Origin of the sequence: Neglectibacter sp. X4 (assembly GCF_009917365.1) — a bacterium.
GTDB lineage: Bacteria > Bacillota > Clostridia > Oscillospirales > Acutalibacteraceae > Acutalibacter.
Window position 1 is genome coordinate 1 of the sequence record NZ_QWLE01000032.1, and the last position, 24,203, is coordinate 24,203.

Below are 24,203 nucleotides of genomic sequence, written 5' to 3' on the forward strand. Positions count from 1 at the left end.
AATTCTTTCTCCGTTATTTCCAATACCTTTCCTGCTTCAGCTGGCGGCCAAGGGTAGCTCCCGCTCTGGGCACGGCGCTTGCTCAGGCAGAAACCCGCCCCGTCCCACTCTAAATATTTTATCATACTTCCACTCAAATCACGAAAAACGTACAGATTTCCGTCATAGGGGCTGTGGTTCAGTTGATACCGGATGATCCCCAGCAGCCCGTCCAGCCCTGTATAGTAGAATCGGATTACATTCCAACATAAGAGGTCATCAAGATGGAAAAATCATTATTTGATCAGATGGGCGGCACATACACTCGGCAAGGTGATTACTGCTTGCCCAATCTTGCCTTACCGTCGCAGGAAGAACGGCATATCGGTGTATGGGGAGAACGGCGGCGGAAGTACCTCAAGGAACACCGTCGTGTGCTGTACTACAATCTGCTGACCAGTGGGAAGCTCCAAGCGCACCTTGCCGATGTGGAGGAACAGGCACAGGAGATGTTCGAGCGACTGACAAAGCAGATGGCAGAAAAGCAGGGCGCGACAGAAGCGCTGAAAGCTGCCGACATGATGGCGTGGGTAGGAAGAATGAACAATATCCGCAACGCTACGGAGGAAGCTATCTATAACGAAATCATCTATGCGTAAGAGGAAGGGCTGTGCCAAGCGGTACAGCCCTTCCTGGACCTTTAGCGCCTTTACAAGGATTTTACATTTCTCCGATAACCGATTTGACATTCGGGCGGTATGATTTGGGCGTAGTCCGAAATGAAAATCATGAAACGAGAAGGAGAAATGCAAAATGAAGTTTGGAAAGAAAATTCTGGCTCTCGGTCTTATGGGAGTACTTGCTCTTTCTGTGCTGACAGGCTGCGGAAGTACCGGCGGCACGGTATCCACGGATGGCTCCACCTCTATGGAAAAGGTAATCGGGGCGCTGAAGGAAACCTTTGAAAGCGAGAACAAGTCCATTTCCGTCACATACAATCCCACCGGCTCCGGCTCAGGAATTACGGCGGTGGCGGAGGGGCGTTGCGACATCGGTCTTTCCAGCCGTGACCTGAAGGATGAGGAGATCGCACAGGGACTTGAGGGCACTGTACTGGCCTACGACGGTATCGCCATTATCGTCAATCCGGAAAATCCTGTCGCCGATCTGGATGTGGAAACTATCGGCAAGATTTTCACCGGCGAGATCACAAACTGGAGCGATGTGGGCGGCGCTGACGCCGAGATCGCGCTCATTGGCAGAGAGGCCGGCAGCGGCACCCGAGATGGTTTTGAATCCATCACCGGCACAAAGGACAACTGCAAATACCGTCAGGAGCTGACCTCCACCGGCGATGTGATCACCACCGTGGCAGGCAATCCGGCGGCTGTCGGGTATGCCTCTCTCGCCTCCCTCAAGGACAGTGTGAAAGCGCTCACCGTGGGCGGCGTTGCGCCCAGCGACGAAACCATCAAGGACGGCAGTTATCCTGTGCAGCGCAATTTTGTACTGGTGACAAAAAAGGACGAAACCCTCAGTCCTTCGGCGCAGAAGTTCTTCGACTACATCACTTCCGAAGAGGCGGCGGAGGTCATCAAAAATGCAGGCGCAGTGCCTGTGAAGTGATAAACCCATGAAGAACAGAAAAGCGGCTTTTGAAAGATTTGTGTACGGAGTTTTCCTTCTGATTGGGCTTGTGACGGTGGGCTGCGTGCTGCTCATCACCGTATATCTGGTGATCGCCGGACTGCCGGCGATTCGTGAGATAGGGCTTGTGCAGTTCCTGTTCGGGAAGGTGTGGGCGTCCACTGCGGCGGAGCCGTCCTATGGGATATTGCCCTTTATTCTCACCAGTGTTTACGGAACGGCCGGGGCGATTGTCCTCGGCGTGCCCGTGGGCTTTCTGACAGCGGTGTGCCTGGCAAAGCTGGCGCCGAAAGGGGTGAAATCTGCGGTGGGTACGGCGGTCAGCCTGCTGGCAGGCATCCCATCGGTGGTGTACGGTCTGGTGGGTATGATCGTGCTGGTTCCCGCCATAAGAGAAGCCTTCCGGCTGCCCGATGGGGCTAGCCTTTTTGCCGCAATTCTCGTGCTGGCGGTGATGATCCTGCCCTCTATCGTAAAGGTATCGGTCACGGCGCTGGAGGCCGTGCCGAAGGAATATGAGGACGCTTCCCTGTCTCTGGGCGCGACGCCGGTGGAAACCTATTTCAGAGTGTCTGTTCCAGCGGCAAAAAGCGGCATTGCCGCCGCCGTGGTGCTGGGCGTAGGCAGGGCCATTGGCGAGGCTATGGCGGTTATGATGGTCTGCGGGAATGTGGCGAATATGCCCTCTCTGTTCGGCAGCGTGCGTTTTCTTACAACGGCTGTGGCAACCGAGATGTCCTATTCCTCCGGTCTGCAACGGCAGGCGCTGTTTTCCATTGCTCTGGTGCTGTTCCTCTTTATCATGCTGATTAACGCCTGCCTCAACTTCTTTTTGAAGCGGGACAAGGAGGGAGCCAAATGAGCGGAAAGCGCAGGGCTTATAGTATCGTAATGAAGCTGCTGATGTGGCTTTCGGTGGGGCTGACAGGCGCATTGGTTCTCTTCCTGGTCGGCTTCATATTTGCGAAGGGACTTCCCAATATCACATGGGAGCTACTGACCGAAAGCCCCAGCTACCTGCAAAACAAAATTGGCATTCTGCCGGATATCGTGAACACGGTCTATCTTGTGCTTGCGACCCTTATTATCGTTCTGCCGCTGGGCGTGGGAGCGGCGGTCTATCTGACGGAATATGCCCATAACGGGCGCATTGTCAGCATGATCGAATATGCAGCCGAAACCCTTTCCGGCATTCCCTCTATCATATACGGCCTTGTGGGAATGCTGGCTTTTGCCAATAATTTCGGCAAATGTCTGCTTGCGGGCGCGCTGACGCTGGTCATTATGAATCTGCCCACCGTGATGCGCACGACACAGGAGAGCCTGAAAACAGTGCCCCAGAGCTATCGTGCGGGGGCGTTTGGTTTGGGAGCCGGAAAGTGGCGGGTCATCCGCACCGTAGTGCTTCCCGGCTGTGTAGACGGCGTTATCACCGGCTGTATCCTCACAGTGGGCAGGATCTTGGGTGAGTCGGCGGCACTGCTGTTTACGGCGGGCTTTGCCCATACCCTCGGCGGTGTTGTAAGCACACTTTTCAGCTCGGGGTGCAGCCTTACGGTGGCGCTGTATGTCTACGCCAAAGAGCAGGGAGAGTTTGAGGTGGCCTTTGCCATCGCTGCGGTTTTAATGATACTGACGCTACTCATCAACCTTGCGGCGGCGCTTGTGAGCAGATATTTTCAAAGGAGGCGAACAGCTTGAGTGCAGTGATCACAGTGGACGATTTATGCCTGTGGTACGGCAAGACCCAGGCACTGAAAAATATTGATATGCAGATCCCGGAAAAGAGCATCACCGCCTTGATCGGTCCCTCCGGCTGCGGGAAATCCACCTTCCTCAAAACCCTGAACCGTATGAACGACCTGATCCCCGAGGTGAGGATCACAGGCGAGGTGCTGTACCAAGAGCGCAATATTTTTGAAAAATCAGTAGATGTCAACGACCTTCGGAAGAACATTGGCATGGTATTTCAGAAGCCCAACCCCTTCCCCATGAGCGTTTACGACAATATCGCCTACGGTCCCCGTACCCACGGTATTCGCTCCAAGGCGATGCTGGATGAGATCGTGGAGCGGTCATTAAAAGGGGCGGCTATCTGGGATGAGGTGAAAGACAGGCTGAAGAAGTCTGCCCTGGGACTCTCCGGCGGGCAGCAGCAGAGGCTTTGCATCGCCCGTGCGCTGGCGGTGGAGCCGGAGGTACTGCTGATGGACGAGCCCACCTCCGCCCTCGACCCAATCTCTACCGGCAAAATAGAGGAGCTTGCTCTTGAGCTGAAAAAGCGCTATACTATCGTTATCGTGACCCACAATATGCAGCAGGCGGTCCGAATCTCTGACCAAACGGCGTTTTTCCTGCTGGGCGAGCTGGTAGAGATAGGCGAAACGGAAGCTTTATTCTCCCAGCCCCGGGACAAGCGCACAGAAGATTACATCACAGGGAGGTTCGGATAATGCGTTCAAGGTTTGATGAGCAGCTTGATCTGCTGAATAAAGAGATGATCACCATGGGCGCCCTGTGCGAAAACGCCATCGCCATGTCCGCCAAAGCTGTGGCGGAAGGCGACCTCGCCCTGACCGAGTCCATACCTGCGCTTGCAGAGCAGATCGGGCAGAAGGAAAGGGAGATCGAAAGCCTTTGCCTGAAACTGCTTTTACAGCAGCAGCCGGTGGCGAAGGATCTGCGCATCATCTCCTCCGCCCTGAAAATGGTCACGGATATGGAGCGCATCGGACATCAGTCTGCTGACATTGCCGAAATCGTCAGGATGGCAAACCTCAAGGTGGGCGGTGATACGGAAGAAGTCCGTAACATGGCGCTTGCTGTGATAAAGATGGTCAGCGAGAGCATTGACGCCTTTGTAAAAAAAGACGACGCTATGGCACAGGCGGTCATCGCCTATGACGATGTGGTGGATGACTGCTTTGACCGTGTCAAAAAGCTGCTGATTGGCCGCTTCAGCCAACCGGGAATCGACGGTGAGCAGACCATCGACCTTTTGATGGTCGCAAAATATTTTGAACGAATCGGGGATCACGCAGTCAACATTGCAAAATGGGTGGTGTTCTCCATTACCGGAAGCAAGGGATGAAAAAGATGATTTTTTGTGTGGAGGACGACAGCGGAATTCGTGACCTGATGATATATACTCTGAACGCCGCCGGCTTTGAAGCTGTCGGCTTTGGGGATGACGCAGCGTTTTGGGAAGCCATGAAGCAGCAAAGACCGGAGCTTATCCTGCTGGATATTATGCTGCCCGGAGAGGACGGGATTTCCATTCTCAAAAGCTTGCGTTCCCAAATCGTGACAAAGGATATCCCCGTCATTATGGCCACTGCCAAGGGCACGGAATACGATAAAGTGACCGGACTTGACTTGGGCGCAGACGATTATCTTTCAAAGCCTTTCGGCATGATGGAAATGGTGTCAAGAGTCAAGGCGGTTTTGCGCCGCACCGCTCCGAGGGAAGAACGGGAGCCTCTGCGCATCGACGGACTGGAGCTTGACCCTGGGTCCTGCATTGTTCAGATCGACGGAGAGCGTGTGGAGCTTACATTGAAAGAATTTAAGCTGCTGTTCACCTTCATGGAAAACATCGGCAGGGTGTTCACCCGTGAGCATCTGCTGGAAACCGTTTGGGGGCTGGACTATATCGGCGAAACACGAACAGTGGATGTACATATCGGCACCCTGCGGACAAAGCTGGGGAAATACAGCAGCCTAATTGCAACGGTGCGGGGTATCGGCTACCGTATGGAGGATAAGCTATGACAAAACGGATTTTCCGCTCCATCTGCTTTGTCGCCATTGCGGTTTTCCTTGCCTCCTTAATTCTCATTATGGGCGTGCTGTACAGCTACTTTTCGGGGGTGCAGCAAAGGCAGCTTCAAATGCAGTTAGAGCTTGCCGCACAGGGAGTCACCAATGAAGAAACCGCCTATTTTAGCGACCTTACGGTGCGGGATTATCGTATTACATGGATCGACACAGACGGGACGGTGCTGTATGACAGCGATGCACTCAGTTCGGATATGGAGAACCATTTGGAGCGTGAGGAGATCAAAGAAGCCCTTGCCACAGGCTATGGGGAAAGTAAACGGTATTCCGCTACGCTGATGGATCGCTCTCTTTATGCGGCGCAACGTTTGGAGGACGGAACCGTCCTGCGTCTTTCCATTGCGCAAAGCTCCATTTTAACGCTGGTACTTGGTATGGCACAGCCGATAAGCATTGTCATAGTTCTGGCGGTTGTCCTGTCCGTTGTCCTCGCTGTCCGCCTTTCTAAAAGCATTGTGAAGCCTTTGAATGAAATTGATTTAAATCATCCTCTTTCAAACGAGGGCTATGACGAACTTGCACCTCTTCTTCGTCGGATCGACGGCCAGCAGAAACAATTGCGGGGACAAAAGACCCGGCTGGAACAGAAGCAGGCCGAGCTGGACACTATCATCGGCAGTATGAGCGAAGGTATGGTACTGCTGAATGAACGAGGAAAGATCGTCAGCATCAATCCCGCTGCCATGGCTCTGCTGGGCGCAAGCCAAAATTGTGTTGGTACGGATATGCTCACCGTCAGCAGGAATTTGGACCTGCATGACATTTTATCTCTGGCATTGCAGGGGCAGAGCGAAGTGCAGACCGTAGGCCTTGAAACCGGGCAATACCAAATCAGCGCCAGCCCAATTATGTCTGAAGGAAAAGTTGCCGGTGCCGCTCTTTGCTTTTTCGATGTGACCGAAAAGGAAAATGCGGAGCAGATGCGCCGTGAATTCACCTCCAATGTGTCCCATGAGCTGAAAACGCCCCTGCACTCCATTTCCGGCTATGCGGAGCTGCTTCAAAACAACATGGTGAAGCAGGAGGATATCGTCCCCTTTGCGGGAAAGATATACAGGGAAGCCCAGCGCATGACAAGTCTGGTGGAGGATATCTTGAGCCTTTCCCATTTAGACGAGGGCGCAGAGGACATGGAGTGGACAGAGATCGATCTGTATGAGCTTGCGGCGAAAGCCATCGCCGGTTTGGAGGCGGAAGCGAAAGCAGCGGAAGTGAAGACGTCTCTGCACGGAGAGTATTGCTGTCTGCACGGCATTCCGCAGCTTCTCCACAGTATCCTCTACAATCTTTGCGACAACGCCATTAAGTATAACAGAAACGGCGGCGAAGTAAAGGTCAGCGTTGAAGGGCAGGGCGACAGCGTCCTTCTCACCGTTTCGGATACGGGTATAGGCATTCCCGCTCAGGAGCAGGAGCGCATTTTTGAGCGGTTCTACCGTGTGGATAAGAGCCGTTCCAAAGAGGTTGGCGGCACAGGATTGGGACTCTCCATCGTCAAGCACGCTGTGCTGATTCATCACGGGGCGATTGAGGTGGACAGCGCAGTGGGTGAGGGAACAACGATCACTGTCCGCTTGCCGATATAGAAAGGGTTAATCGCAGAGCGCTATGTTGCCCGAATTTGCACCTGAGAGACAAAGTAAAACTTAAAGAAAGTCTTGACAAACAAATGTTCCACTGCTAAAACATAAGACATCCGCAAGGAGAAAACCGGGCGATGATAAGGTTTGGTATCGTGCTACGGGGCTGCTCATTGCAGATTGGACGGCAGTACACTGCCAGCCCACCGGGGAGAGCCGCCGCCCCAGGTGGCGCGAGATACACGTCCGCTCGAACGCAGCGTTGAATGCTGTCTTGGTGATGGTTTCATCCTCCAACGCCGCCAGCACCCGGTCGGGGAGCTGCTCCCCACAGGCCAGATCGACCACCTGGGTCGGCTCATCGTCAAAGGCGTAGGCAAAGAGGAGGATTTGAAACAGGGGCGAATCCGAATAGGCGTACACGCCACATTTCGGAAGGTCTACGTCAGAAAAGGTTTCGATGTCGATTGCCAATAGGCTCATAACTGCCTCCAGATAGTGCAAGGAGGGGTGGAGGCCATCCACCCCTCCCGCCATGCGGTTGTGTGTGTTAGGACAGGAAATCCTCATCCTCGTCCGCCATCGCCTCGAAATCGTCAGAGGCTTTGGTGCGGCCACCCAGGGCCTCGCCGTCCTTCACGAACTGGACATTGCCCAGACCGGCGGGCCAGCTTGAGGAACTCCTCGGCCCTGGCGCGGCACTGGTTCCGGGCCTTACAGAAACGGCACCAGCTCCCTGTTGCGAACTCCCCGGCTCCCATAAGGGCCATCGCCCCGGTGGGCCGGAGAACTTTCTCGCCCCACTGCTCCAGCTCTGCCGGGTCGATCTCCCAGGTGGAGCAATGGTTGAGCCGGGGCTGGAAGATGGTCAGCCGCACCACCTTGGGGTCGTAGAGCAGCTCCGCCTTGCTGAGAACCCCCAGGCCGTAGATCATGAGCTGCTCGTTGTGGTCGGCGAACACTTGAACACCACGGCCCAGCTTGAGGTCGATAATGTGGATGTAGCTGTCGGTCACGATGACCATGTCGGCGGTGCCGAAACAGCCCTCCACATACTCCGAAGCGTCCACCCGCTGCTCCACCGTGAACACCGGGTCTTTACAGACCCGCCGCGCCTCCTCGATCTCGCCCTGGACGAAGGAAACGTACTCCTCCACGGCCTCCAGCAGCTCGTCCGGGTAGTAGTCAGACACCGGGCGGCGGGTGCGCTGCTTGAGATATTTCTTGATGAGGTGTTCAGCCATCGCATGGCCTGCGGTCCCTTCGGCGGCGTAGGCGCTCTCCTCGTCCTGGAACTGCTCCTCCAGCATCAAGGAGGGAGGGCAGTGGAGGCGGCGGTTCGCAGCCGAAGGAGAAAATCTCGCGTGTGTGGAAGGCATCAGAGCGCCTCCACTTCTCGGAGGAGGTCGGCGTAGTCCTCCGGCTTGACGCCAGACAGCTTGCCAGCGTCATACTTCATCAGCAGGGCCTTGACTTGGGCGGTTTTACCCTCATCGCTCTTGGCGGACATGACAGCCCGGACCTGCTCGATGGTGATGGGCTTTTCGGTTTTCTTGTTCGGCTCCGGGGCCGCAGAGGGGGTGGCCTCCGCTCCCTGTTCAGCCAGGGAGCGGTAGCCAGCCGCCAGCAGCTCGAAGCCTTCAGCCAGTTGGCTGTAGACTTTCTTATCCATTTGTGGTATCCTTTCCTCAGATGATGTGTGCGCCCTGCAATTCGGCGAGGAACTCCTCATCCACCCGGTCATCGATGGAAAGCGTGTCCGGGGTGATGCGGTTGAGCTGCTCATCGTAGCAGCGGATGGGGATGCGCATCTTCTTGGCAATCTCCAGCTCATACTTCATGCCCCTGGTGATCTTGCTGCCGATGAACCACATCATGTCGCTGGCCTTCAGCAGCTCGGCCCCAAGCTGGATGCCGAGGATGCGCTCGTCCGGGAGATCGTCCCGGAGGAACTGCGGATACATCAGGTGGGGGATGACGGGAACGTAGCCGGTCTTGGCGGCGAGGCGACCCGCGTTCCTGGCAACCTTAATGTTGTGGTCGATGTCCCCACGGTAGGGGGAACAGATGAAAACTTGTTGCATTTCGGTTATCCTTTCAAGTCATTCGGGTGCATCCCGTGTGGTTGATGGTTGATGGTTGCTGCCACCGCCACCCGGGCGGGCGGTGGCTGTTTGAGTGGCCAACTCATGGGCTAATAATAATCGTCCAGGCTCCGTTTGACCCGGATGTTGAAAACCCGAAAATGGGCCGCTTTCCAAGGCTCCAAACTGGGTCAGAGTCTCGGAAAGCGGCCTCTTTCAACGGTTGAGCAGCCGGACTTTGAAAACCCGATAGCCAGAAAACTTTTTTTATTTTTCTTTTGCCAGCGGGGAAACCCCTGTGCTGCGGAGTAGTGCATTGCAGTCGTAGATGCTGCACCCCGTCATGGTGGAGAGAATCGTCAGATAGGCGATGTCGCTTGGCTCACCAGCAAAGGTGTGACCGGACTTATGTACCAGATCGAGACTGAACGGCAGAGGGAGCTGGAGGCCCACACACAGTGCGATAACGGTCTGAATGTTTGGCTTCGACTTATTGGAGCCGTTCCGGTATTTGCGGATCGTGTCCTCATTGATGAGGCACCGGCCAGCCAGAGCCTCGTTGGTCAGATGGAGCTTATTCATGTGGTAGGCCAGGGTCGCTCCGAACTTACCGGGTAGCTCGTCCATGATGGCAGCGGTCTGCTCCACATAGGTCTTGAACTTTGGCGTATGGGCGGGGATGTCACTGACCACCTTATTGAATGCGATATCTTGGTAGGTGGCCTTGACCATGGCGTTGGTCTTGACTGCGGATTTCTGTTGATTCTTCATAATAGATGCCCTTTCCGCCTGGGCGGGGCAAAGGATGCAGAAAGGCCCGGAGCGATACAGCGCCCCAGGCCCATGCAGTCAAAAATGGATGCACAGAACTAAGGGTGCCATGTGTGCATTCTCTTCAATGAAGAGTTAGCGACTATAGCATCCTTTGCCTGTATGCATCCAGGCTTTGATATTTTTATCTCCACGGCGGTGCCGTTTTGACCTTACTGTGTATAACGATTTTTCAGAGAAAAAACGGGGCCGACCGGTGCTTTAATATGCTGCCGAATTATCGGGTTTTGTGCCCCGTACCTTCGGCGGTCGACTTTGAATTGACCGTCGTTCGTTTTCCTGCGCCTTTGTGACCATAGTACCATGGAAAAATTTTCTGCATCGGACACGCCATGTCCAATCCAGAACGCAAAAAAAGCCGGAGCAAATCTGTTGACCACTAAAGGGTCGAGCAGATTTGCTCCGGCTTTTGATTTAACCCCTCTCATGGCACTATTAGGGTACCATGGGGGAATTTCATTGAAAACGGAAAGACAATGGGACGCTATTTTTCCATTAGCGAGGCCACAGCCTTTTCGTCAAGAGGGTGGTCGCCCAGTTTCATTAAGCGGTTAAGGATATCCCACTTATCTTGGGCGATGGCGCTTTCTGTGAAACGAACCATACGCTCATCAATATCTCCTATATGTGGGAGGACATCTGGACAAAGGATAAGATTCTTTTCCTTATCGAGCGGTTCATCTACATCAAGACGAAGGAACGCAAGAACTCTGACACGGGCAAGGTGCATCGCACAAAAGAACTGATATTCCCGCGTTTCCACCAGCTCCGCGCTGTGGAAAAGGTCATGAACGATGTCATTCTCAACCACTCGTCCTGCAACTATCTGATCGAGCATTCGGCGGGCAGCGGAAAGACTGAGACGATTTCGTGGCTTGCTCATATTCTGTCCACAGTGCATGATGCCGATAATAATAATGTGTTTGATACTGTGCTGGTCATCACCGACCGTATCGTTGTCGACCGCCAGCTGCAGGAAGCCATCATGGGCATGGAACATAAAAGTGGGCAGGTCAAGGTCATGGACGATAAGTGCGACTCCAACGATCTGGCGATTGCCCTGCGTGGAAACACGAAGATTATCGTTACCACCATCCATAAGTTTTATTACATCCTCGATAACAAGCTACTTACTAATCTTAAGGACAAGACCTTCGCCGTCCTAATTGACGAGGCGCACTCTTCCACGGAAGGAACCTTCATGCAGTCCGTGACAACGGTTCTGACGAACGATGATTCCGAGGAAGAGAAAACCGAAGAAGACAAGATGCGTGAGGAAATCAAGAAGAGCGGCAAACAGCCGAATGTCTCCATGATTGCCTTTACCGCCACGCCCAAGCCGGACACCATTCAGCTTTTCGGAACGCTGAACGCTGAGGGCAAGAAGGAATCCTTCGATTTGTATTCCATGAAACAGGCAATCGAGGAAGAATACATCTTGAATGTCCTCGACAACTATGTGACATGGAAAACCTACTGCCACATCAATAAGGCCATCGAGGATGACCCGGAACTGAAGACAATCGCCGCCAAGAGAAAAATGGCGCGGTTCATCGATTTGCACACCACGAACATCGCACAGAAGGTTGAAATCATAGTGGAGCATTTCCGCGCGAATGTCGCTCATCTGCTCGGCGGCTCCGCCAAGGCAATGGTCGTTACTTCATCCATCCAGGCAGCCGTGGAATACAAGCAGGCGTTCGTGAAGTATATCCATGACCACGGTTACACGGATATCAAGGCTCTTGTTGCTTTCTCAGGCAAAGTCAAAATCAAAGGCGTGGAATACTCCGAGTACGGCATGAACCAAATCAAAGAGGAAGAACTGCGCTACGAGTTTGACCGCAGCTGCTATCAGGTGCTTATCGTTGCGAACAAGTATCAGACGGGCTTTGACCAGCCCAAGCTGGTGGCAATGTATGTGGATAAAAAGCTGAAGGGCGTGGCCGCTGTGCAGACGCTCTCTCGCCTGAATCGCATTTATCCGCCTTATGACAAGACCACCTTCGTCCTTGATTTCAAAAATGATTACGAGGATATCAAGAAGGCGTTTGCGCCGTATTACAAGGATACAATCCTCTTTGAAACCATCTCTCCGTCAGATATCCGCGATCTTGACCGCGAACTGGATACCTACGACTTCCTTGATGTGGATGATATTGACGAATTCAACAGCTATCTGTATCAGGCAAAGCGGTCGGCAAGGGATAAGGAACGGATGTGGAACCTGCTCGATGTTGCCGTAAAGAAGGTTGAAAGGAAGTCAGAAACCGACCAGGAGGCTATTGTTAAAACCATCCGCCGATTCCTCAAAGGATACTGCTTCCTTATTCAGGCTACGGCATATGAAAATCTTGAACTGCACAGGCGGTACAATTTCCTGAGTTATCTCATCAAGGAAATCAATGTCGGCGGCGGCGGGAACAACTTTGATATTGCCGACAAGATCACCGTCAGCGAATTTCGGCAGGAACAGACCGGTGAATACAAGAAACCGGAAATTGAGGCACAGGCGGAAGTAAAAATCAAGAAGCCAAAGCCCGCCAGTGTGGAGGAAGAACAGAAAAAGCGGCTCTCCCAGATTATTGACGAGGTAAACGCCCTCTATGACAAGAAGTACGGCACGGATTTCGCAACAAAATCCGCCATGCAAATCAGAGACCTGCTTTTGCAAAATCCCGAATTTAAAGAGAGGCTTACCAAGAGCGCAAAGAATAACTCTCTTGACGATTTCAAGTTTACCTATGACGATTGTATCCAGGACGCTCTCGTGGAAGGCTACGATCAGAACGCAGACTTTTATACCCTGCTTCTGAATAATGAAGATGTCCGTGCACGGATTGCAAGCGTATTCATGAGTGAGATTTATCGTATTCTGCGCGGCGAAGATAGGTAGGAGGGATACGGCCTATGCAGAATGATAAAAACCCATTCATGCCTTTTGTCGAGGACTTTGAGGCTGAGGCAGAAGCCTTTCTGCGAAAATACTGTAAAAAAGTCCTCGATAGCCCGCAGGCAACGCCGATACGGGAAATAGCGCAAAAGCAGATGAATCTCGATATCGTGGATACCGAGGACCTTTCTCCCGATGACAGCATCCAGGGAGCCATTGCTTTTACCGCCGGAATCATTGAGGTTTATGACTGGTCATCTGAGGAATATATCGGCTATGAGGTAAAGCAGCCCACTGTGTTCCTCGATTCGGCCATTCTCAACCCCGGACGGAAAAATAATACGCTTGCGCACGAATGCTACCATTGGTACAAACACCGTTTCTGGCTTTCTCCACTTACAAACCCAAAAATCTAACGCCTTATGCAAAGTTTCAACGCATACAAGTGCCCAGAACCCATGGAAAAGCAAAAAAGCACCGCTGTAGGCCGGAAATTATTCTGGCCCACAGCGGTGCTTTTTCTGAAAATGTACGAAAATCGGCTGAAAACATCCGTTTTAACATAAAAGTAGGGACAGAAATCTTGATACCCATTGTATCAAAATCTCCGTCCCTACATGGTCGAGGTGACAGGATTTGAACCTGCGACTTCTACGTCCCGAACGTAGCGCTCTACCAAACTGAGCCACACCTCGAAAAAAAGCCCCGGGTTAGATAAAACCGGGGCCTGGCAGCGGTACCAGGATTTGAACCCAGACAAACAGAGTCAGAGTCTGCTGTGCTACCATTACACAATACCGCTATATCCCTCTTGCGTACCTGTCACTCAAGAGCAGTTATTATTATACCAAACTTTGAGAAAAAGTCAAGGGCTTCTGCAAATTTTTTTAAATTTTTTTCTTTTCAGAAAAACGCCGCCCCGTCATCCTCCCAGGGCTGCAGGGGCAGGAACCCGCCGGGTAACAGCCTGGGCTTGCCGGGCATTTTCCAGAATTTCTGCTTTCAGCGCTTCCAGGGACGGAAATTTCCTTTCAGGCCGTAAAAACTCCAGCAGGAACAACCGGACAGCCTTCCCATACAAGTCTCCGGAAAAATGGGGCATCCAGGTTTCTGCCAGCACCCGGTCTGAGCCTACCGTAGGCTTCACGCCAATATTTGCCACCCCGCAGTGAAACGCTTCCCCCACTTGGCACCAGGCGGCGTATACGCCGAAGCGGGGCTGAATAAAGCCCTCGGGAAGGGCCTGATTTATGGTGGGCGTGCCTAGGGAATGTCCAATGTGGTTGCCATGTATAACCGGCAGGGAAAAGCCAAAGGGCCGGCCCAGAAGGCGGTTGGCAAGGGGGATGTCCCCCTGCTCCACAGCGGCGCGGATAAGGGTGGAGCTGATTTTCTTCCCCTTCTCCCGGACAGGAGGCAGGATTTCCAGCGCAACACCGGATTCCTTACAGAGGGCGGCCAGCAAGCTGGTATTTCCCGCCGCACCCCGGCCAAACCGGAAATCCTCGCCACAGCAAAGCCGGACGGCATGAAGCCTTTGAAAGAGGACTTCCCGCACAAAGCGCTCCGCCTCCATATGGCACAGGGAAGCGAAGTCCACCTGGCACACCTGGCGCATACCAGCCTTTTCCAGCAAGAGCAGCTTGTCCTCTGGCGTAAGCAGGGCAGGCGCGCCCTTAGGGGCAGAAGCAAAGGTGAACACCCCCGGAACCAGCCCTTCTGCACCGCAGGCAGCCTTTATTACTGCCATGTGCCCCCTGTGCAGGCCGTCAAAAGCGCCCAAGGCCAGAGAGCAGGGCAGGTCGCACCCTATATTTTCCAAGCTGCTTATGATTTCCATACCCGGCGCTCCTTTCTTCATTTTGGCATATCATGAGGGTTTTACACAAACAGGCTGAGACACTGGGGCTATGAGCCTGTCCTGCCAGCTCGACCGGCTCATAGCAGCCGCCCCGCCAGAGGTGCGGCTATCCTTTTTGAAAAGAGGAGGGAACATCGAATTTTTCCGGCGCTACGCTTTGGGCATTCCTTTCCAAAGCAAAAGGTCTGGCGGCCTGCATGAGCGCGGAATTTCATTCCGCAGCGGATGGCTCCGTCCGTGCCCCGCGTCTTAGGCGCGGCGTTACGCTGCTAAAAGTTGCGGAAACGCTGGTAACGTTTTTCCAGCAGCTCTTCCGGGGTTAAGGCCAGGAGGCTGGGAAGCAGGGCGCAAAGCTCTTCTTTTATCTGGGCATAGGCGCAGTCAAACCCCTCCTCTTCCGGGATAACCTTTTCCACCACGCCCAGTTCCGCCATATCCTGGGCCGTAATGTGCAGGCAGTCTGCCGCGTCCTTTACCCGCTTGGGATCCTTCCACAAAATGCTGGCGCAGCCCTCGGGAGAGATGACGGAATACACGGCATTTTCCAGGATCCACACCTGGTCTGCCACAGCCATAGCCAAAGCGCCGCCGCTGCCCCCTTCCCCAACGAGAATAGAGACAACAGGGGTTTTCAGGTCGATCATTTCCAGCAGGTTTTCCGCAATGGCCTGGCCCTGGCCCCGCTCCTCCGCGCCTAAGCCGCAGTAAGCCCCGGAGGTGTCCACAAAGCACACCACTGGCCGGTGGAACTTTTCCGCCTGCTTCATCAGGCGCAGGGCCTTGCGGTATCCCTCGGGATTGGGGGAGCCGAAGTTGCGGCGCACCTTTTCCTTCATGTCCCCGCCTTTTTCCATAGCGATAACCGTCACAGGCATTCCCTCCAGCTCCGCAAGCCCCCCCACAATGGCAGGGTCATCCCCAAAGCGGCGGTCGCCGTGTAGTTCTACAAAGGCGGAAAAAATATTTTCAATGTAAGACATGCCCGTGGGCCTGTCTTTGGCCCGGGCCAGCAGGACTTTATCATAGGCGCTCATCCTGCTCCCTCCTCTCTTTTGCTGTATGCACCTGCAAAAGCCAGGCAATGGCCTGCTTCTGCTCGCTGCGGGGGACTATCAAATCCACAAAGCCATGCTCCAGCAGAAATTCCGCCGTCTGGAAGCCCTGGGGCAGCTTTTTGCGGATAGTCTGCTCAATCACCCTGGCGCCGGCAAAGCCGATAGTGGCCCCCGGCTCTGCCATAATCACGTCCCCGTCCATAGCAAAGCTGGCGGTAATGCCCCCCAGCGTGGGGTCGGTAAGCACTGTAAGGTAAAAATTCCCGGCATCGCTGTGCTTTTTCAGGGCGGCGCTGGTTTTTGCCATCTGCATCAAAGAGAGGATGCCTTCCTGCATCCGCGCCCCGCCGGACACCGTAAAGCCCACCACCGGCAGGCTGTGCCCTGTGGCATACTCAAACAGCCGGGTGATTTTCTCCCCCACCACTGTGCCCATGCTGCCCATCATGAAATTGGGATCCATGCAGAAAATGGCGCAGGGCCGGCCAGAAATTTCCGCTGTGCCGCACAGCACGCCTTCCTTTTCCCGGGAGGCAAGCTTGGCGTTTCGCAGTTTCTGGTCATAGCCGGGGAAGTCCAGCAGATCCCGGCTCATTAAATCCCCGTCCAGCTCCGCGAACGTGCCCTCGTCGCAGATGTGGAAAATGCGCTCCCGGGGGCCAATGCGGAAATGGTAGCCGCAGGCGCTGCACACGTTCAGGTTTTCCTGTAAGTCGGTAAGGGGAAGCTGTACGCCGCATTTGGGGCAGCTATTGCGGATCCCCTGATCCTCCGCTTCCTTGCCCCCTTTTTCCAGTTCGTTCTGGGGCGAACGGAATAATCCCATCAGATTCATACCCTTGCTTCGTTCCTTTCCTTTGTGTTTTTCACAGCCATGCATCCGGCGCGCTGGAAAGGGTTTGCCTGTTTTTAAGTGTGCTGCCTGTAAAAGGGGTGTTTGCCAAAGTACAGCGCGCCGCTTCCCGTATTATACCAGACTCTTGGCATAACGTCAAACCCATTGTCCTTTTTCTTCAAGATATATCCCAAAGGCCGATTCGCAGGCAGGCGGCTTTGCGCCGGTTCAAAAGAGAAAAGGCCCCTGCGGAGCCTTTCCAAACCCTGTCATGTTTTGGCGAACTGGCTGTTATAAAGCTCCGCATAGAACCCGCCCTTTTGCAGCAGCTCCTGGTGGCTGCCCTGCTCTACAATGTGCCCGTCCCGCATCACCAGGATTACATCCGCGTCCCGGATGGTGGAAAGCCGATGGGCTACAATAAAGCTGGTGCGGCCCTGCATCATCTTCTGGAAAGCCCGCTGGATACGGCTTTCTGTGCGGGTGTCAATGGAGGAGGTGGCCTCGTCTAAAATCAGCATGGGGGGCAGGGAGAGCATCACCCGGGCAATGCACAGAAGCTGCTTCTGGCCCTGGCTCAGATTTTCCGCCCCTTCGCCAATGGTGGTGTCATAGCCCTTCGGCAGGCGCTTGATAAAGCTGTGGGCATGGGCGGCTTTGGCTGCCTCCACAATTTCCTCCCTGGCTGCGTCAGGCTTTCCATAGCTGATGTTTTCCGCAATAGTGCCCCGCTTCAGCCAGGTTTCCTGCAGCACCATGCCATAGTTTTTCCGCAGGCTCTTCCTGGTTAAAAGGCGGATGTCCTCCCCGTCTACGGAGATAGCCCCGCTGTCCACGTCGTAAAAGCGCATGAGCAGGTTGATGATGGTGGTTTTGCCGCAGCCGGTAGGGCCTACCAGGGCCACCCGCTGGCCCGGCTTCACCTGGAGGCTGAAATTTTCAATCAAGGGCTGGCCCCGGCGGTAGGAGAAACTGACATTTTCCGCCTGCACCCGACCGTCCGGATCCACCAGCGTGCGGGCGTTTACCGGATCAGGCTGCTGGGGCTTCTCCTCTATCAGGGCGAACACCCGGCCCGCGCAGGCCAGGGCATTTTGCAACTCTGTCACCACGCCGGAAATCTCGTTAAAGGGCTTGGTATACTGGTTGGCATAGCTTAAAAAGCAGGAAAGCATACCCACTGTAAGGCCCCCGCCGATGACGGACAAGGCCCCGGCCACCCCCACACCGGTGTACACCAGGGAGTTGACAAACCGGGTGGAGGGGTTTGTGATGGAGGAGAAGAAGATGGCCCGCAGAGAGCAGCCCTGCAGCCGGGCATTGATCTCGTCAAACCGTTTTTGGGCTTTTTCCTCCTGCCCAAAGGCCTGCACCACCCGCTGCCCCTCTATCATCTCTTCAATGAAGCCGGTCTGTTCCCCCCGCACCAGGGACTGCTGGTGGAACATGGTATAGGTGCGCTTGGCGATAAAAGCCGCCACCAGGAGGGACACCGGGGTGATAAGCACCACCACCAGGGTGATGGCCACATTTACGCTGAGCATGAAAAGCAGGGTGCCTAAAATGGTGATAATCCCGGAAAAAAGCTGGGTAAAGCCCATTAAAAGGCCGTCGGCAAACTGATCCACGTCTGCAATCACCCGGCTGACCACCTCTCCTGTGGGGTGGGCGTCCAGATAGGAAAGGGGCAGGCTTTGCAGCTTGCAGAAGGCTTCGCTGCGGATATCCCGTACCACCCGGTAGGTGACGTGGTTGTTGCACAGGTTCATCACCCACTGGGCAAACGCCGCAATCCCGATGACAATCCCCGCCTGCAAAAGCAGCCGGAAAATACCGGGAAAATCCACCTGCCCCGGGGAAACGATAAGGTCAACCGCCCGCCCGGTAAGGATGGGGATATACAGGGTGCCCGCCACTGTCACAGCAGCCAGCACCAGGGACAGGGCCACAAACAGCCGGTATTTTTGAATATAGCGCAGCACTTTTTTTAAAGTGCCTTTCTGTGCCTTCTCTTTCATGCGCCCTCTCCTCCTTTCTCCATCTGGGACTCGCAGATTTCCCTATACACCCCGCAGCTTTCCAGCAGCTCTTCATGGGAGCCTATCCCCACAGCGCAGCCGTCGTCCAGCACAATGATTTTATCCGCGTGCCGGATGGAAGAGGCCCGCTGGGACACAATGAACACGGTCTGCCCATAAGGAAGGTTTTTAATGGCAGAGCGCAGCCTTGCGTCTGTGGCAAAGTCCAGGGCGCTGGCGCTGTCGTCCAGTATCAAAAGCCTGGGCCTGCGGGCTAAAGCCCTGGCAATGGTAAGCCGCTGGCGCTGGCCCCCGGAGAAGTTGCGGCCTCCCTGGGCCACAGGCTCGTCTAAGCCCTTGGGCTTTTTCTCCACAAACTCCTTGGCCTGGGCCGTTTCCAGGGCCTGCCACAGCTCCTCGTCAGAGGCGTCCCCGCCGCCCCACTGCAGGTTTTCCCGGATGGTGCCCGAGAAAAGCTGGGCGCGCTGGGGCACTGTGCCGATTTCCCCCCGCAGCTTCTGGAGGGGCCAGTCCCCGGCGGGCACGCCGCCAATAAGCACCTGGCCCAGGGTGCAGTCATAAAACCGGGGGATAAGGTTTACAAGGGAGGTTTTGCCGCAGCCGGTGCCGCCGATAATGCCCACTGTCTCCCCGGGCTTTACAGAAAAGCTGATGTGGGAGAGGGATTCGGCCCCGGCCCCTTCATAGGCAAGGCACACGTCCCGGAACTCCACAGAAAGGCCCTGGCCCTCCCCGGTTCCCGCCTTTGCCGCCCCGGGCTTTTCCGAAAGGCTGGGGGCGATGTCCATCACATCCGCCACCCGGCCCGCGCAGGCCAGGGCCTTGGTGATGTTGATGATAAGGTTCGCAAGCTTGACAAGCTCTACCAGAATCTGGCCCATGTAGTTTAAGAGGGCTACCACCTGCCCCTGGGTGATGGCGCCTGCCTCCACCCGTAGGCCCCCGGCCCACACCAGCGCCAGGGTGGCCAGATTGATGAGGATATAGGTCACCGGGTTCATCAGGCCGGAAACCCGCCCCACAAACACCTGCAGGCGGGTGAGGGCCTGGTTTTCCTCCTGGAAGGCGGCGGTTTCCGTTTCCTCCCGGCCAAAGGCCCGCACCACCCGCACGCCGGTAAGGTTTTCCCGGGTTTTGCCCAGCACCCGGTCAAGCCCTGCCTGCACCTGCTTATACCGGGGCATAGTCCACAGCATCACCCCAAACACCACAGCCGCCAGCAGGGGGATTGCCACAGCGAAAATGAGGGCTGCCCGCCAGTCGATGGTAAAGGCCATCACCATAGCCCCAAACACCACAAAAGGCGAGCGCAGCAGCAGCCTTAAGGCCAGATTCATGCCGTTTTGCACCTGGTTTAAATCGCTTGTCATGCGGGTGATAAGGGTGGCGGCGCCCTCCCTGTCCAGCTCCCGGAACCCCAGGCGCTGGATGTGCCCGAAAAGCGCCCCGCGCACCTTTGCGGCAAAGCCCACAGAGGCCTTTGCCGCAAAATACTGGGCGGTGATGGAACAGACAAGCCCCACCAGCCCCAAGCCTACCAGCACCAGGCACATCTGTATCACATATCCCTGGCTCCGGCTCTTAATGCCCGTGTCAATCACCGCCGCCATTACCAGGGGCACCAGCAGCTCGAAGCTTGCCTCCAAAAGTTTAAAAAGCGGGCCAAGCACGCACTCCTTTTTATATTCCGTCAGGTAACCCAGCAGGCGTTTCACAACGCTACCTCTCCCTTCACATATTGTTCTATCTCCTCCGCCCGGGCCGTGCGCCCCATAGTGCGGTATGCTTCCGCCTCATACCGCAGGGAAAGCACAGGCAGGCGCATACCTTCAAAATCCACATACCGGGTGAGCGCGCCCAGGCCTGGCGCCTCCTGCCACCTGCCGTCCAGCAGGCGCTTTTCAATGTCCCCCATGATTTCCACCTCGGCCCCCCCGATTTGGAACCGCCCAAAATGGGAGCGCATCTTCTCCGTACCCCAGAAACGCACAGGCTCTGTAATATATTCTTTAAGAAGAGCCCCCAGCTTATACGCGCTGGCTTCATCAGTCTGGATGTCAATGTCGTGGGCCTGCACATCCATGCCCTGCAAGGCAAAGGAGGTGCTGCCCGTCAAGGCCCATACAAGGCCCGGCTCCTTTGCCGCCAGCCGGGAGATAGTTTGCAGGGCTGCTATGTGGGCAGGGGTCAGCATATTTTCATTCTCCTTCTAATACGTCATTTTCTTCAGTTTGTTCCCGGCGTACAATCTCTTCTCCCAGCCGCTTCCGGAAATTGTGGAAGAAGCCTTCCGGCCCCAGCCTTTCCCCCATCATTTCCAGCGCGTCCGCGTCTATGTGGTTCACAGCCTGTTCCATGTCCCTGTTCATAAAGGCGTTGTAATAGGCCAGAGGGATAAAATACTCCAGGGAATCTTCTTCCAGCATAAGCATAAGCCGGAGATACTCTTCTCCACTGTATGGATCATTCAGGTTGAGCAGGAATTTTTTTTCCACCGGATGTTCCGCCAGCCAGTGCATCACCTTTATAAATTCCTGCCTGCTTGCTGTTTTGTCCATTTTTCATTCCTCCAAAAAATTATTACTGTACTGGATAGTACACAGTATATCAGATACAATAAATATAATCAAGATAAGTGTACCGGATAATACACGATTTGGAGGGAGCCACAATAAAAAAGCTAATACAGGACGTTAAACTTGGCAAAAACATCCAGAATATCCGCATCCAAAAAAGCATGTCACAAGCTGATGTGGTTGTCAAATTGCAGTTACTGGGGAGTCACCTGTCTTTAGGCCATTATGCCCATATCGAGCAAGACCGCAATAACATCAACATATCCGATCTCATTTATTTGCAGCGGATATTTGAAGTGGATTTCAGTGAATTCTTCAAGGATTTAATTCCATAAAAACTTGGTTTTTGGATCAAACCTTTTTACAAAAAGGATCGCTGTGTGCCAGTGGCACACGTCCAGCGACCGACCGAGCCGGCAGGCGAGAAGTGGGGTGTGGGACAGAGTCCCCGCAGCCTACCCCTTAGAGAGCCTTGCAAAGTTTGCAAACAGCTTCTTGGTGCCCACCTTGTCAAAGGCGATTTCCAGCAGGGTGTCGTTTGCCATAGGCGTGGCGGTGAGGACAAGCCCTTGGCCGAAGGTTTTGTGGGAAACCGTATCCCCGGGCTTATAGGTGCCGGGAGCGGCAGGCTTCACCTGGGGGCGGTATTGGGGCATCTGGGGCTTTTTGCGGCCTTCCCCCATCCCGGGCAGGGTGGGGCTTTGGGGCCGGGGCTGGATAAAGGTGCGGGAGCGGCTGTGCTCCAAAAGCGCCTCCGGAATTTCCCCGGCAAAGCGGGAAAGGCGGTTGTGGTTGGTGGAGCCGAACAGCATCCGGGACTCCGCATGGTACAGGGACAGCTCCTCCTTGGCCCGGGTGATAGCCACATAGGCAAGCCGGCGCTCCTCCTCCACCTGGGTGGGATCGAACAGCACAGCATTTCCGGGGAAGACCCCCTCCTCCCAGCCGGGCAGGAACACCACCGGGAATTCCAGGCCCTTGGCGGAGTGGATAGTCATAAGCACCACAGAATCGTTTTCTTCATCGTAATTGTCGATGTCCGTAAACAGGGACACCTCCTCCAGGAAGCCGGAAAGGCTTGCTTCCTCCCCGTTTTCCTCCTCATAGCGGCGGATCATGGAGGAAAGCTCCTGCACGTTTTCCCAGCGGCCCTCGGCCTTTTCCGGCTCGTCCGCCTTTAAAAATTCCTGATAGCCAATGGCCTCCACCAGCTCTCCGTACAGCTCGCTGGGGGCCATGCCCTCCTCGTTTTTCTCTATAAAGCTGTCCATCTGCTGGATAAAGGGCGCAAGCCTGTTTGCCGCCGCCCGGGAAATGGCCGGGTATTCCGCCGCCCGGGAGAGCACCTGATACAGGCTTTCCCCCACCTGCTGGCCTATCTCCGCGGCCGTAGCCACGGTCTTATCCCCCACGCCGCGCTTAGGGACATTTATAATGCGCTGGAGGCGGATTTCGTCCTCCGGGTTATTTATCACGCTTAAATAGGCTATCATGTCCCGCACTTCCTTGCGGTCAAAGAACCTGTGCCCGCCGATAATCCGGTGGGGGATGCCCTGCTTTGCAAACATCCGCTCGAAGGAAAGGGACTGGGAATTCATGCGGTACAAAACAGCGTAATCAGAAAATTTCCGGCCCTTTGCCACCCCTTCCAGAATGGCCCGGGCAATGCAGTCTGCCTCGTCCTGCTCGTTTTCCGCTGTGTGGAGCCGCAGCTTCTCCCCGGCCCCGGCGGCTGTCCACAGGGTTTTCCCCTTGCGCTCCAGGTTGTTTTCGATGACCGCGTTGGCGGCGTCCAGTATGTTCTGGGTGGAGCGGTAGTTCTGCTCCAGCCGCACCACCTTAGCCCCGGGGTTGTCCTGCTCGAAATTCAAAATGTTCTCAATGGTGGCCCCCCGGAACTTGTAGATGCTCTGGTCGTCGTCGCCCACCACGCACAGGTTCCCGCTTTTTTTCGCCAGGAGGTTCACAAATTCATATTGTGCGTGGTTGGTGTCCTGATATTCGTCCACCATAATGTACTGGAACTTATCCTGGTAATATTCCAGCACCTCCGGCGCTTTTTCAAAGAGCCGCACCGCGTTTACCAGCAGATCGTCAAAGTCCATGGCGTCCGCGTCCTCCAGCCGCCGCTGGTACAAGGTGTAGCACCGGGAAACCTGCTGGAGCCGGTAGTCCTTTTCCGCAGTCATCTCATATTCCCTGGGGGAGACAAGCTGCTCCTTGGCCCGGGAAATCTCCGCCAGCACCGCCCTGTGGGAAAGGGCCTTTTCCGCAATGTTCAACTGGCGCATCACGTCCTTCATCAGGCGGCGGCTGTCGTCTGTATCATAAATGGTGAAATGGGAGGTGTAGCCCAGCCTGTCCCCGTCCCGGCGGAGTATCCTGGCACAGCTTGCGTGGAAGGTGGAGGCCCAGATATCGTTGCCTGGCTCTCCCAGCATAGCGCACAGCCGCTCCTTTAATTCCCCGGCGGCCTTGTTCGTAAAGGTGATAGCCATAATGCGCCAGGGACGGCAGGCGGAAACAGAGAGCCTGCCCCGCACCTCGCTGGGAAGGGGCTGCCCCTCTTCTATATACCTTTCGCAGGCCTTCAAATCCTCCTCTGCCAGCTCCGGCTGCACAAAGCTGCTTTCATAAGCTGTGCCATAGCGGATAAGGCTTGCAATGCGGTTTACCAGCACTGTGGTTTTGCCGCTGCCCGCCCCTGCCAGCACCAGCAGAGGGCCTTTTGCCGTAAAGACAGCCTCCTGCTGGCGGCTGTTCATCCGGGAAAAATCTTTTTCCATCACCCTGCGCCGCAGGGCCAGGATTTCTTCTTTTAATGCTTGCATACACATAAAAGCCTTTCTTTTCTCATAAAATCGCTGCGGGATACAGGATACGCGCAAAAAGGCCATAAAAAAGCGGTCCTTTGCGCCCGGCATCCTTCCGTTTCTGTTTTCACAGCATATCCCGCCCTTTATTGTACATGATTGCGCCCTACAAG

General features: G+C 55.0%; 25 protein-coding genes and 2 tRNA genes. 10 read left to right on the top strand and 17 right to left on the bottom strand.

The genetic code is table 11. The features are described from left to right. Nucleotides 1-236: IS66 family insertion sequence element accessory protein TnpB (gene tnpB, locus D1841_RS19855; RefSeq protein ID WP_166554263.1), on the bottom strand; the 236-nt coding region annotated here is incomplete at its 3' end. 27 nt (nt 237-263) lie between these two features. Between tnpB and D1841_RS11180 the strand changes: the two genes are divergently transcribed. The 8 genes from D1841_RS11180 to D1841_RS11215 all read left to right on the top strand — a co-directional run bounded on the left by D1841_RS11180 (nt 264) and on the right by D1841_RS11215 (nt 7,049). After that, complete coding sequence (locus D1841_RS11180; RefSeq protein WP_160643128.1) at nt 264-638, top strand: TnpV protein; 375 nt, start codon at nt 264-266, stop codon at nt 636-638. 154 nt (nt 639-792) lie between these two features. Next, the gene (locus D1841_RS11185; protein ID WP_160643129.1) at nt 793-1,605 is read left to right on the top strand and encodes a phosphate ABC transporter substrate-binding protein; all 813 of its coding nucleotides are present in this window, start codon (nt 793-795) and stop codon (nt 1,603-1,605) included. Nucleotides 1,606-1,612: 7 nt separating this feature from the next. After that, nucleotides 1,613-2,488: a phosphate ABC transporter permease subunit PstC gene (gene pstC / locus D1841_RS11190; protein ID WP_160643130.1), complete on the top strand. Its 876-nt coding sequence runs from the start codon at nt 1,613-1,615 to the stop codon at nt 2,486-2,488. Next, entirely contained in the window at nt 2,485-3,327 is an 843-nt protein-coding gene (pstA, locus tag D1841_RS11195) for a phosphate ABC transporter permease PstA (RefSeq protein ID WP_160643131.1), read from the top strand. The genes pstC and pstA overlap by 4 nt, the downstream gene beginning before the upstream one ends. Then, nucleotides 3,324-4,079 carry a phosphate ABC transporter ATP-binding protein PstB gene (pstB, locus tag D1841_RS11200; protein WP_201751288.1) on the top strand — a complete coding sequence of 252 codons (756 nt, stop codon included), beginning with the start codon at nt 3,324-3,326 and terminating at the stop codon, nt 4,077-4,079. Before pstA ends, pstB begins: the two co-directional genes overlap by 4 nt. Continuing rightward, nucleotides 4,079-4,717, top strand: coding sequence for a phosphate signaling complex protein PhoU (gene phoU, locus D1841_RS11205; RefSeq protein ID WP_160578013.1), 639 nt, complete (start codon nt 4,079-4,081; stop codon nt 4,715-4,717). Before pstB ends, phoU begins: the two co-directional genes overlap by 1 nt. Nucleotides 4,718-4,722: 5 nt before the next feature. Next, nucleotides 4,723-5,397: a winged helix-turn-helix domain-containing protein gene (locus D1841_RS11210; protein WP_160578014.1), complete on the top strand. Its 675-nt coding sequence runs from the start codon at nt 4,723-4,725 to the stop codon at nt 5,395-5,397. Beyond that, the gene (locus tag D1841_RS11215) at nt 5,394-7,049 is read left to right on the top strand and encodes an ATP-binding protein (protein ID WP_160643132.1); all 1,656 of its coding nucleotides are present in this window, start codon (nt 5,394-5,396) and stop codon (nt 7,047-7,049) included. Before D1841_RS11210 ends, D1841_RS11215 begins: the two co-directional genes overlap by 4 nt. Before the next feature lie 60 nt (nt 7,050-7,109). Here D1841_RS11215 and D1841_RS11220 read toward each other — a convergent pair whose 3' ends face one another. The 6 genes from D1841_RS11220 to D1841_RS11240 all read right to left on the bottom strand — a co-directional run bounded on the left by D1841_RS11220 (nt 7,110) and on the right by D1841_RS11240 (nt 9,820). Beyond that, entirely contained in the window at nt 7,110-7,526 is a 417-nt protein-coding gene (locus tag D1841_RS11220) for a hypothetical protein (protein ID WP_201751289.1), read from the bottom strand. Between the two features lie 67 nt (nt 7,527-7,593). Continuing rightward, a complete protein-coding gene (locus D1841_RS19860) occupies nt 7,594-7,665 on the bottom strand; it encodes a hypothetical protein (protein WP_371721798.1) in 72 nt (23 codons plus the stop codon). Beyond that, entirely contained in the window at nt 7,640-8,422 is a 783-nt protein-coding gene (locus D1841_RS11225) for a DUF2800 domain-containing protein (protein ID WP_160643133.1), read from the bottom strand. Before D1841_RS11225 ends, D1841_RS19860 begins: the two co-directional genes overlap by 26 nt. Next, entirely contained in the window at nt 8,422-8,715 is a 294-nt protein-coding gene (locus tag D1841_RS11230; protein WP_161879906.1) for a hypothetical protein, read from the bottom strand. The genes D1841_RS11225 and D1841_RS11230 overlap by 1 nt, the downstream gene beginning before the upstream one ends. Nucleotides 8,716-8,731: 16 nt before the next feature. Next, nucleotides 8,732-9,007, bottom strand: coding sequence for a DUF4406 domain-containing protein (locus D1841_RS11235; RefSeq protein WP_202622554.1), 276 nt, complete (start codon nt 9,005-9,007; stop codon nt 8,732-8,734). Nucleotides 9,008-9,394: 387 nt separating this feature from the next. Then, nucleotides 9,395-9,820, bottom strand: coding sequence for a helix-turn-helix domain-containing protein (locus tag D1841_RS11240; RefSeq protein WP_161879908.1), 426 nt, complete (start codon nt 9,818-9,820; stop codon nt 9,395-9,397). Nucleotides 9,821-10,745: 925 nt separating this feature from the next. Here D1841_RS11240 and D1841_RS11245 point away from each other — a divergent pair. Beyond that, a complete protein-coding gene (locus tag D1841_RS11245; protein WP_237076305.1) occupies nt 10,746-12,854 on the top strand; it encodes a DEAD/DEAH box helicase family protein in 2,109 nt (702 codons plus the stop codon). 14 nt (nt 12,855-12,868) lie between these two features. Continuing rightward, nucleotides 12,869-13,267, top strand: coding sequence for a hypothetical protein (locus D1841_RS11250; RefSeq protein WP_160643138.1), 399 nt, complete (start codon nt 12,869-12,871; stop codon nt 13,265-13,267). A gap of 202 nt (nt 13,268-13,469) precedes the next feature. On the opposite strand, the gene D1841_RS11255 is transcribed toward D1841_RS11250, so the two are convergent. The 10 genes from D1841_RS11255 to D1841_RS11300 form a co-directional block, all read right to left on the bottom strand. After that, a tRNA-Pro gene (locus tag D1841_RS11255) sits at nt 13,470-13,546 on the bottom strand. A gap of 33 nt (nt 13,547-13,579) precedes the next feature. After that, nucleotides 13,580-13,653, bottom strand: a tRNA-Gln gene (locus tag D1841_RS11260). Between the two features lie 120 nt (nt 13,654-13,773). Continuing rightward, nucleotides 13,774-14,691, bottom strand: a complete 918-nt coding sequence (gene ribF, locus D1841_RS11265) for a riboflavin biosynthesis protein RibF (RefSeq protein WP_160643139.1) — start codon at nt 14,689-14,691, stop codon at nt 13,774-13,776. Between the two features lie 290 nt (nt 14,692-14,981). Next, nucleotides 14,982-15,746, bottom strand: coding sequence for an acetyl-CoA carboxylase carboxyltransferase subunit alpha (locus D1841_RS11270; RefSeq protein ID WP_160643140.1), 765 nt, complete (start codon nt 15,744-15,746; stop codon nt 14,982-14,984). Beyond that, on the bottom strand, nt 15,733-16,602 hold the full coding sequence (gene accD, locus D1841_RS11275; RefSeq protein WP_160643141.1) for an acetyl-CoA carboxylase, carboxyltransferase subunit beta: 870 nt from the start codon (nt 16,600-16,602) through the stop codon (nt 15,733-15,735). Before accD ends, D1841_RS11270 begins: the two co-directional genes overlap by 14 nt. A 269-nt stretch (nt 16,603-16,871) precedes the next feature. Next, entirely contained in the window at nt 16,872-18,620 is a 1,749-nt protein-coding gene (locus D1841_RS11280; protein ID WP_160643142.1) for an ABC transporter ATP-binding protein, read from the bottom strand. After that, on the bottom strand, nt 18,617-20,356 hold the full coding sequence (locus D1841_RS11285; protein WP_160643143.1) for an ABC transporter ATP-binding protein: 1,740 nt from the start codon (nt 20,354-20,356) through the stop codon (nt 18,617-18,619). The genes D1841_RS11280 and D1841_RS11285 overlap by 4 nt, the downstream gene beginning before the upstream one ends. After that, nucleotides 20,353-20,835 (bottom strand): nucleotidyltransferase domain-containing protein, encoded by a 483-nt coding sequence (locus D1841_RS11290; RefSeq protein WP_160643144.1) that lies wholly within the window; start codon nt 20,833-20,835, stop codon nt 20,353-20,355. Before D1841_RS11290 ends, D1841_RS11285 begins: the two co-directional genes overlap by 4 nt. 4 nt (nt 20,836-20,839) lie before the next feature. Next, the gene (locus tag D1841_RS11295) at nt 20,840-21,199 is read right to left on the bottom strand and encodes a hypothetical protein (protein WP_160643145.1); all 360 of its coding nucleotides are present in this window, start codon (nt 21,197-21,199) and stop codon (nt 20,840-20,842) included. Nucleotides 21,200-21,672: 473 nt separating this feature from the next. Further along, nucleotides 21,673-24,054: an ATP-dependent helicase gene (locus D1841_RS11300; protein WP_371721792.1), complete on the bottom strand. Its 2,382-nt coding sequence runs from the start codon at nt 24,052-24,054 to the stop codon at nt 21,673-21,675. Nucleotides 24,055-24,203 lie beyond the last annotated feature (149 nt).